This is a genomic window from Micrococcus sp. ACRRV (assembly GCF_022346985.1).
Taxonomy (GTDB): Bacteria; Actinomycetota; Actinomycetes; order Actinomycetales; family Micrococcaceae; genus Micrococcus; species Micrococcus porci.
This window is the reverse complement of sequence record NZ_JAKRNH010000108.1, coordinates 1-8,202: the sequence shown is the minus strand read 5'-3', so window position 1 is coordinate 8,202 and position 8,202 is coordinate 1. Positions and strand designations below refer to the sequence as shown.

Genomic DNA, 8,202 nt, shown 5'->3' with positions numbered 1-8,202 from the left:
CCTAGGATGGGGGCATGTCCTCGTCCCCCGCGCCTGCGGGGCGGGAGCGGGCGGATCGTCGGGGGCGGCGCCGGGCGCGGGGGACGAGGACATGCCCCCATCCTAGGAAGCCGCGGGACTCCGTACGGCCCTCTCGCGGCCGGGTCGGCCCGCGTCACGCGGCGTAAGCTGGGTCCGATCCACACCCGGGTGCGAGCTCCCTTGGCGGAGCCCGCGCGCTCGCCGCGCCCCGCGCCCGCCCACGGAACAAGAGGAGAGAGCCTGATCGTGGCCGAGAACCCCATCCGCGTCGCCATCGCCGGCGTGGGCAACTGTGCGACGTCCCTGATCCAGGGCGTCGAGTACTACAAGGACGCCCAGGCGTCGGACACCGTGCCGGGCCTGATGCACGTGCAGTTCGGGGACTACCACGTCTCCGACCTCGAGTTCGTGGCCGCGTTCGACGTCGACGCGAAGAAGGTCGGGCTGGACCTGTCCGAGGCGATCCTCGCGTCCGAGAACAACACCATCAAGATCTCCGACGTGCCCGCCACCGGCGTGACCGTGCAGCGCGGCCCGACGCTCGACGGCCTGGGCAAGTACTACCGCGAGACCATCGAGGAGTCCTCCGCCGAGCCCGTGGACGTCGTCCAGGCGCTCAAGGACGCGAAGGTGGACGTGCTCGTCTCCTACCTGCCCGTGGGCTCCGAGGAGGCGGACAAGTTCTACGCGCAGTGCGCGATCGACGCGAAGGTCGCCTTCGTCAACGCCCTCCCCGTGTTCATCGCGGGCACCCAGGAGTGGGCGGACAAGTTCACCGAGGCCGGCGTGCCGATCGTGGGCGACGACATCAAGTCCCAGATCGGCGCGACCATCACCCACCGCGTGATGGCCAAGCTGTTCGAGGACCGCGGCGTCACCCTGGACCGCACGTACCAGCTGAACGTCGGCGGCAACATGGACTTCAAGAACATGCTCGAGCGCGAGCGCCTGGAGTCCAAGAAGATCTCCAAGACGCAGGCCGTCACCTCCAACACCTCCGCCGAGCTCGCCGAGAAGGACGTGCACATCGGCCCGTCGGACTACGTGGCCTGGCTGGACGACCGCAAGTGGGCGTTCGTGCGCCTCGAGGGCCGCAACTTCGGCGACGCCCCGGTGTCCTTGGAGTACAAGCTCGAGGTCTGGGACTCCCCGAACTCGGCCGGCGTGATCATCGACGCCGTGCGCGCCGCGAAGATCGCCCTGGACCGCGGCATCGGCGGCCCGATCCTCTCCGCGTCCTCCTACTTCATGAAGTCCCCGCCCGTGCAGCACGCCGACGACGAGGCGCACGAGCTCGTGGAGGCCTTCATCCGCGGCGACATCGAGCGCTGAGCGGCGCAGCGCCCCGGACAGCCGCAGCGCTGACCGGGCCCTCGGCCCCGGACGGCGACGCCCCCATCCTCCCCGCGGAGGGTGGGGGCGTCGCCGTGCCCGGCCGCGGCGGCTCAGCGCAGGCCGAGGCGCTCCTCGACGGTCAGGCGGATCAGCTGCGCGTAGATCCCCTGGCCCTCGTGGCCCGGGTGCACGCCGTCCGCGGACCAGCCGGGGACGTACGTGGAGGCGGCCTCCCAGTCGGCCAGGACCACCTGGTCGGGGTGGGCCTCCGCCTGCTCCACGGCCTTCCGCTGGGCGTCCTCGATCCAGGACATCGGCCCGTGGGGCACGACGACGACGAGCAGCCGGTCCGGGCCGACCGCCTGACGGATCTTGTCCCAGTCCCCCCGGCCGGCGGTGCCGTTGGCGCCCAGGGAGAGGACCACGACGTCCCCGAGGGTGCCCTCGCGGTCCATGGCGCGGATCTTGTCCGCGGCGTCCCAGATCTGGAAGCCGACCTTGGCGTCCACCACGATCCCGGGCATCTCCTCGAGGAGCGCGGGGGCGGCGGAGAGGGCCACGGAGTCGCCGATCAGGGTGGTGCGAGAGCCCACGTCGGAGGGCGGCAGGGAGGCCGTGAGCTCCTCCTGCGTGAACTCGGGGCGGGTGACCTGCGGGTCGCCCAGCGTGGACCCGGACGGGCTCGCGGAGGCCCCGGCCGAACCCGTCGCCTCGGCCCCGCCGGCCTCCGCGTCCTTGGATTTCTCCGCCTGCGCGGAGCGGCGCGCCTCGAGCTGGGCCTGCTGCTGCGCCTGCGCGTCCTGCAGGGACTGCTCGGCGGCCTGGATGTCCTCCTGGAGCTGCGTCTGCGCGGGCGAGTGCGCCACGGCCGCCACGGCGGCGACGGGCACGGCCACCAGGGCCAGCGCCGTCGCCCCGGCCGCCAGGCGCCCGCCGGGGCCGAAGGCGCCGCCGAACGCGCGCCGGGCCGCGTCGCCCCAGCCGCCGAACGCCCCGCGGAAGCCCTTCTGGAGGATGGGCTCCTCGAAGTACCGGCTGGAGAGGTCGGCGATGCCGGCGGTCAGCAGCAGCACGGCGCCGGCCGCCACGGGCTCGGCCCAGGACGGGGCGTCCACCGGCACCACGATCCGCATGATCACCAGCAGCGGCCAGTGCCACAGGTACGCCGCGTAGGACCGACGGCCCCACCAGCGCAGGAACGGGTTCCCGAGCGCACGGGAGAGGGAGTCGCGTCGGTCGCCCTGGGCCACGTGCCACACGATGAACGCGACGACGGCGGCCAGCCCCACGAGCACGCCGCGGTAGGTGGCGTCCTGGGTGCCGTCCACGAGCGCGAAGCCGGTGAACAGCACGACGACGGCCAGCCACGCCGCGGCGGTGCGCGCGGGGCCGGTGCGGAGCTCGGGGCCGCCGTGCTCGGGGCGCGGGACGTGGGCCAGGCCCATGGACACGCACGCGCCGAGCAGCAGGCCGAAGGCGTGGGTGTCCGTGCCGAAGTACAGACGGGTCTGGTCCGCCCCGCCGAGGGAGCCGAGCACCATGCCCGCCGCGGAGGCCAGCGCCACCACCAGCACCACGAGGATCCGGCGGCGGTCCGCCACACGCCCGGAGGCGTAGGTGTCCCGCTTCGGACGCACGGCCAGGCACAGCCCGCCGATGATCAGCGGCCAGAGCACGTAGAACTGCTCCTCGATGGCCAGGGACCACAGGTGCTCGAACAGGGGCGGGGACGCGCGGTCGAAGTAGTCGCCGCCGTCGAAGATCATCAGCCAGTTGCTGGTGTAGGTCAGGGCGCCCAGCCACTGCCGCCCCAGCCCCGTGGGGAACTCCGCCACGGCCAGCCAGGCCAGGGCGGTGCAGGCCACGAGCGCCACCACCATGGCGGGCACCAGGCGGCGGATGCGGCGCATCCAGAAGGACGGCAGCCGCAGCCCCTTGCCGGCGTCCACGCCGCGGACCAGGCCGGTGGTGATCAGGAAGCCGGAGAGCACGAAGAACATGTCCACGCCCACGAACCCGCCCGGCAGGGCGTCGGGCCAGGCGTGGAAGACCAGCACGGCGAGCACGGCGATGCCGCGCAGCCCGTCGAGGGCCGTGATGCGACCGGGGCCGCGGCTGACGCGGAGCCCCGTGCGCGGGGCCGGCCCGTCCGCGAGCGCGGCCTGCGCATGGCGGGGGGCGGGGCGGGCGGCGTGGTGGTCCGAGGTGCTCACGGTCATCGATCATCCCATCCGCACACCCGGCGGCGCCAAGCCACCGAGATCACGATTCCGTCCCGGCCCCCGCGCGCGCCGTCCCGGCCTCCGCGCAGGCCGGGATCAGAAGAGGCCGGTGACGACGCCGTCGGCGGAGACGTCCATGCGGTCCGCCGCCGGGGAGGCGGGCAGGCCGGGCATGGTCATCACCGCGCCCGTGAGGACGACGACGAACCCCGCGCCCGTCTTCGCGGACAGCTCGCGGACGTGGACGGTGAACCCCTCGGGGGCGTTCAGCAGGGCGGGGTCGTCGGAGAACGAGTACTGGGTCTTGGCCAGGCAGACGGGCAGGCGGTCGAGGCCGCGGTCCGCGAGGTCGCGCAGCTGACGGCGGGCCACGGCGGAGTACTCGACGCCGGTGCCGCGGTAGATCCGCCGCACCACGGCCTCGATCCGCTGGGCGACGTCCATCTCCTCGGTCCACAGCCGGGTGAGCTCGGCCTGGGGCGCGCCGGGGGCGGGCAGCGCCTCGCCGAGGGTGCGGGCCAGCTCCAGGGCGCCCTCGCCCCCGCCGCCGTGCACGTCCGCGACGGCCACGGCCACGCCGCGTTCGGCGCCCCAGGCGCGCAGGGCGTCCAGCTCGGCGTCGGCGTCCTGGGCGAAGCGGTTCACGGCCACGACGACGGGGGCCCCGTAGGACTGCATGTTCTCGACGTGGCGGGTCAGGTTCGCGGTGCCGGCGCGGAGGGCGGCCACGTGCTCGGCCTCCACCTCGGCCGCGGGGCGCCCGGCGCGCTCGGCCGCGGCGGCGACGCCGGCCTTCACGTCCGTCAGGGAGATCCCGGCCTGCAGCTTGAGGGCGCGCACGGTCGCCACCACCACGACGGCGGCGGGCGGGAAGCCGCCGGCCACGGAGGTGAGGTCCATGAACTTCTGCCCGCCCAGGTCCGCGCCGAACCCGGCCTCGGTGACCACGATCTCCCCGAGCCGACGGGCGGTGCGGGTGGCGATCACGGAGTTGGCCCCGTGGGCGATGTTCGCGAACGGACCGCCGTGCACGAGCGCGGGGGTGCCGCCGAGGGTCTGCACGAGGTTGGGGCGCATCGCGTCCTTGAGGAGCACGGCCATCGCGCCCTGCGCCCCGTGGGGCCCGATCTGGGAGGCGGTGACGGGCTCGCCGTCGAAGGTCTGGCCCACCGTGATCCGGCCGAGGCGGGCCTTGAGGTCGGCGAGGTCCGCGGCGAGGCAGAACACGGCCATGGTCTCCGTGGCCACGGTGATCTCGAACCCGCCCTCGCGCGGCACGCCCTGGGCGCGCCCGCCCAGGCCGGTGACGACCTGGCGCAGGGCGCGGTCGTTCATGTCCAGGGCCCGCTTGATACTCACGGTCCGCGGATCGATGCCCAGGACGTTGCCCTGCTGGATGTGGTTGTCCACGAGCGCGCAGAGCAGGTTGTGGGCGGAGGTGACGGCGTGGAAGTCGCCCGTGAAGTGCAGGTTGATGTCCTCCATGGGCACCACCTGCGCGTGACCGCCGCCGGTGGCGCCGCCCTTGATGCCGAACACCGGGCCCAGGGAGGGTTCGCGGAGGGCGACGACGGCGCGCGCCCCCGCCACGGCGGCCGGGGCGTCCTCCTGCCCGGCCAGCAGGTTCAGCCCGTCCGCGAGGCCGACGGTGACGGTGGTCTTGCCCTCGCCGGCCGGCGTCGGGGAGATGCCGGTGACCAGGACGACGCGCCCGTCCTCCGGGGCGGTGAGCGCGTGCACGTCCACCTTGGCCATGTGCCGGCCGTAGGGGATCACCAGCTCCTCGTCGATCCCCGCCTCGGCGGCGATCCGGGCGATGGGGCGGATCGGGTGGGCGGCGGCGATCTGGGCGTCGGTGAGAGGGGCCTCGGTCATGGCCCCATCCTGGCACCGCCCGGCCGCGGCGCGGGACGCCGTGGGCCGGGGACGGGGAGCGGTGCCGGGTCCGGCGTCAGGGTCGACGCGCCGCGGCGACGAGCCCGCCGCCGAGCGTGGCGCCGCCGCAGCGCCTGGAGGCGGCCGGGCACGGGTACTTCGCCTTCGGCATGGAGCAGCCCGAGCTGTTCCAGGCCTTCTCGCGCAAGGACCCGATCGAGCCGGAGGGGCCGCAGCCACGACCCGAAGGGCCCTTCGACCTCCTGCGCTCGCTCGTGGCCGACGCGCGGCCGGATGCCACCGAAGACCAGGTCTTCACCCTCGCCGTGGGACTCTGGGCGTCCGTGCACGGCATCACCACGCTGTGCGCCGGGGGCATCCTCCGGCAGCTTCCCGCCGCTCGGAAGCGGAACCTCATGGAGCAGGCCATCGCCGCCCAGGTCTCCGGCCTGCTCTCGCCGTCGGCACCGCGGCGACATCTCCGCCGGCCTGCACGGCGGCGATGTCGCGGAGGCGCGGTCACCTCAGTCCCGGGCTCCGCCTCCCGACGACGCCCCGGCGGCCTCCGGTTGCTCCGCCCACCAGCGGCGGAGCTCGGCCTCGGCGGCGGCCTGCTCGTGCGGCCCCTCGTCGAGGCGCCACTCGAGCAGGTGCGCGTAGGCGCGGCCCACCACCGGGCCGGGGCGGATGCCCAGCAGCGCCATGATCTGCTGGCCGTCCAGGTCGGGGCGGACGGCGGCGAGCTCCTCGGCGGCGGAGATCTCCTCGATGCGCCGCTCGAGGTCGTCGTAGGCGTGGGCGAGGCGCTCGGCCTTGCGGCGGTTGCGGGTGGTCACGTCCGAGCGGGTCAGCGCGTGGAGGCGGGGCAGGAGATCCCCGGCGTCGTGCACGTACCGGCGCACGGCGGAGTCCGTCCAGCCGGCCTCCCCGTACCCGTAGAAGCGCATGTGCAGCTCCACGAGGCGGGCCACGGCCTTGATCGTGTCGTTGTCGAAGCGCAGGGCCTTCAGCCGCCTCCGCACCAGCTTGGCGCCCACGTTCTCGTGGTGCCGGAAGCTCACCGCGCCGGAGGGCTCGAAGCGGCGCGTGGCCGGCTTGCCGACGTCGTGCAGCAGCGCCGCCAGGCGCAGCACCACGTCCGGGCGCTCCGGGGAGTACCGCTCCTCCTCCCCCATGGCCTGCTCCAGGACCTGCAGGGAGTGGGCGTAGACGTCCTTGTGGCGGTGGTGCTCGTCGGTCTCCAGCTGGAGGGCGGGCAGCTCGGGCAGGACGATCTGCGCCAGCCCGGTGCGGACCAGCAGGTCGAGGCCGGCGCGGGGGCGGTCCCCGCGGACCAGCTTGACCAGTTCGTCGCGGACGCGCTCGGCGGAGATGATCCCGATGCGCTCGGCCATGTCCGTCATGGCGGCCTCGACCTCGTCCGCGACGCCGAAGCCCAGCTGGGAGGCGAACCGGGCGGCGCGCATCATGCGCAGCGGGTCGTCGGAGAAGGAGTCCTCGGGGGCGCCGGGGGTGCGCAGCACGCCGGCCGCGAGGTCCCGCACGCCTCCGTGGGGGTCCACGAGCTCCATGGCGGGCAGGCGCAGGGCCATGGCGTTGACGGTGAAGTCCCGGCGCAGGAGGTCGTCCTCGAGGCTGTCCCCGAACGCGACCTGCGGCTTGCGGGACGTCGGGTCGTACTGCTCGGCCCGGTAGGTGGTGACCTCCAGCTGCCAGCCGCCCTTCTGGAAGCCGATGGTGCCGAAGCGCCGGCCCACGTCCCAGGCGGCCTCGGCCCAGCCCGCGCCGATCCGCTCCGTGGCGTCCGGGTCCGCGTCCGTGGTGAAGTCCAGGTCCACCACGGGCCGGCCCAGCAGCAGGTCCCGCACGGGCCCGCCCACCAGGGACAGCTCGTGCCCCGCCGCCTCGAACCGGCGGCCCAGCTCCACGACGACGGCGGGCAGGGCGGCGTCCGCAGGGAAGCCGGCGGGGAGGGGGCGGGTGTCGGTGCGGGGTTCCATGATGCACACCAGGGTGCCAGATCGGGCCCCGGACCCGGGCGGGCGGACGCCGGTTAGAGTGGAGGTCATGTCCAGCCCCGATCCGACCGCGCACCGGGGCGCCCCCCTGCCGTCGGCGCTGGGCGCCTGGCGGCGTCGCCCGCCGCAGCCGCCGCGCCCCCTCGCGCCCGGGACGCCGGCCGCGCGGCCGCAGTCCGGCGCGGGCCTGCCCACCGTGGAGGAGGTCTCCGCGGGCGGCATCGTGATCCGCGAGCACGCCGGGGACCTCGAGGTCGCCGTGATCGCCCGGTACAACCGGGGCGGCCGCCTGGAGTGGTGCCTGCCGAAGGGCCACCCGGAGGGCGCGGAGGACCACCGGCAGGCCGCCGTGCGCGAGGTGGAGGAGGAGACCGGCATCGCCGGGTGCATCCTCGAGCCGCTGGGCTCCATCGACTACTGGTTCACCGTGTCCCGGCACCGCGTCCACAAGACCGTGCACCACTTCCTGCTGCGCGCCACGGGCGGGGAGCTGACCACGGAGAACGACCCGGACCACGAGGCCGTGGACGTCGCCTGGGTGTCCATCGACGACGTCGCCCGCCGCCTCTCCTTCGCCAACGAGCGCCGCATCGTGGACCTGGCCCGCCAGGTCATCCCCCAGCACTTCCCGACGGGCCGCCCGCCGGGACGCCCCTGACCCTCCCGCACGTCCCGATCCCCCTCGACCCGCGCCCGGCGCGGGTCGAGGGGGATCGGGACGTGCGGGAGGG

The 8,202-nt window shown here is 74.6% G+C and carries 5 protein-coding genes and 1 pseudogene; 3 read left to right on the top strand and 3 right to left on the bottom strand.

Features of this window, described 5'->3' with window-relative positions:
• Nucleotides 1-267: 267 nt before the first annotated feature.
• Nucleotides 268-1,353, top strand: a complete 1,086-nt coding sequence (locus MHY29_RS10140; RefSeq protein ID WP_224355983.1) for an inositol-3-phosphate synthase — start codon at nt 268-270, stop codon at nt 1,351-1,353.
• Nucleotides 1,354-1,466: 113 nt separating this feature from the next.
• Here MHY29_RS10140 and MHY29_RS10135 read toward each other — a convergent pair whose 3' ends face one another.
• Both MHY29_RS10135 and MHY29_RS10130 read right to left on the bottom strand, forming a co-directional pair.
• Nucleotides 1,467-3,569, bottom strand: coding sequence for an acyltransferase family protein (locus MHY29_RS10135; protein WP_239240938.1), 2,103 nt, complete (start codon nt 3,567-3,569; stop codon nt 1,467-1,469).
• Between the two features lie 105 nt (nt 3,570-3,674).
• Nucleotides 3,675-5,453 carry a formate--tetrahydrofolate ligase gene (locus tag MHY29_RS10130; protein ID WP_224355980.1) on the bottom strand — a complete coding sequence of 593 codons (1,779 nt, stop codon included), beginning with the start codon at nt 5,451-5,453 and terminating at the stop codon, nt 3,675-3,677.
• Nucleotides 5,454-5,569: 116 nt separating this feature from the next.
• Here MHY29_RS10130 and MHY29_RS12530 point away from each other — a divergent pair.
• Nucleotides 5,570-5,875 (top strand): annotated as a pseudogene (locus MHY29_RS12530) (TetR-like C-terminal domain-containing protein); the annotation flags it as partial.
• Between the two features lie 102 nt (nt 5,876-5,977).
• Here the strand turns inward: MHY29_RS12530 and MHY29_RS10125 are convergent.
• The gene (locus MHY29_RS10125; RefSeq protein ID WP_239240920.1) at nt 5,978-7,453 is read right to left on the bottom strand and encodes a CCA tRNA nucleotidyltransferase; all 1,476 of its coding nucleotides are present in this window, start codon (nt 7,451-7,453) and stop codon (nt 5,978-5,980) included.
• 67 nt (nt 7,454-7,520) lie between these two features.
• On the opposite strand from MHY29_RS10125, the gene MHY29_RS10120 reads away from it, so the two are divergent.
• Complete coding sequence (locus MHY29_RS10120) at nt 7,521-8,129, top strand: NUDIX hydrolase (protein WP_239240917.1); 609 nt, start codon at nt 7,521-7,523, stop codon at nt 8,127-8,129.
• Nucleotides 8,130-8,202 lie beyond the last annotated feature (73 nt).

Excerpts from the sequence above, each read along its gene's own strand:
- MHY29_RS10130 (WP_224355980.1), bottom strand. The coding sequence starts at position 5,453 with ATGACCGAGGCCCCTCTCACCGACGCCCAGATCGCCGCCGCCCACCCG.
- MHY29_RS10125 (WP_239240920.1), bottom strand. The coding sequence starts at position 7,453 with ATGGAACCCCGCACCGACACCCGCCCCCTCCCCGCCGGCTTCCCTGCG.
- MHY29_RS10120 (WP_239240917.1), top strand. The coding sequence starts at position 7,521 with ATGTCCAGCCCCGATCCGACCGCGCACCGGGGCGCCCCCCTGCCGTCG.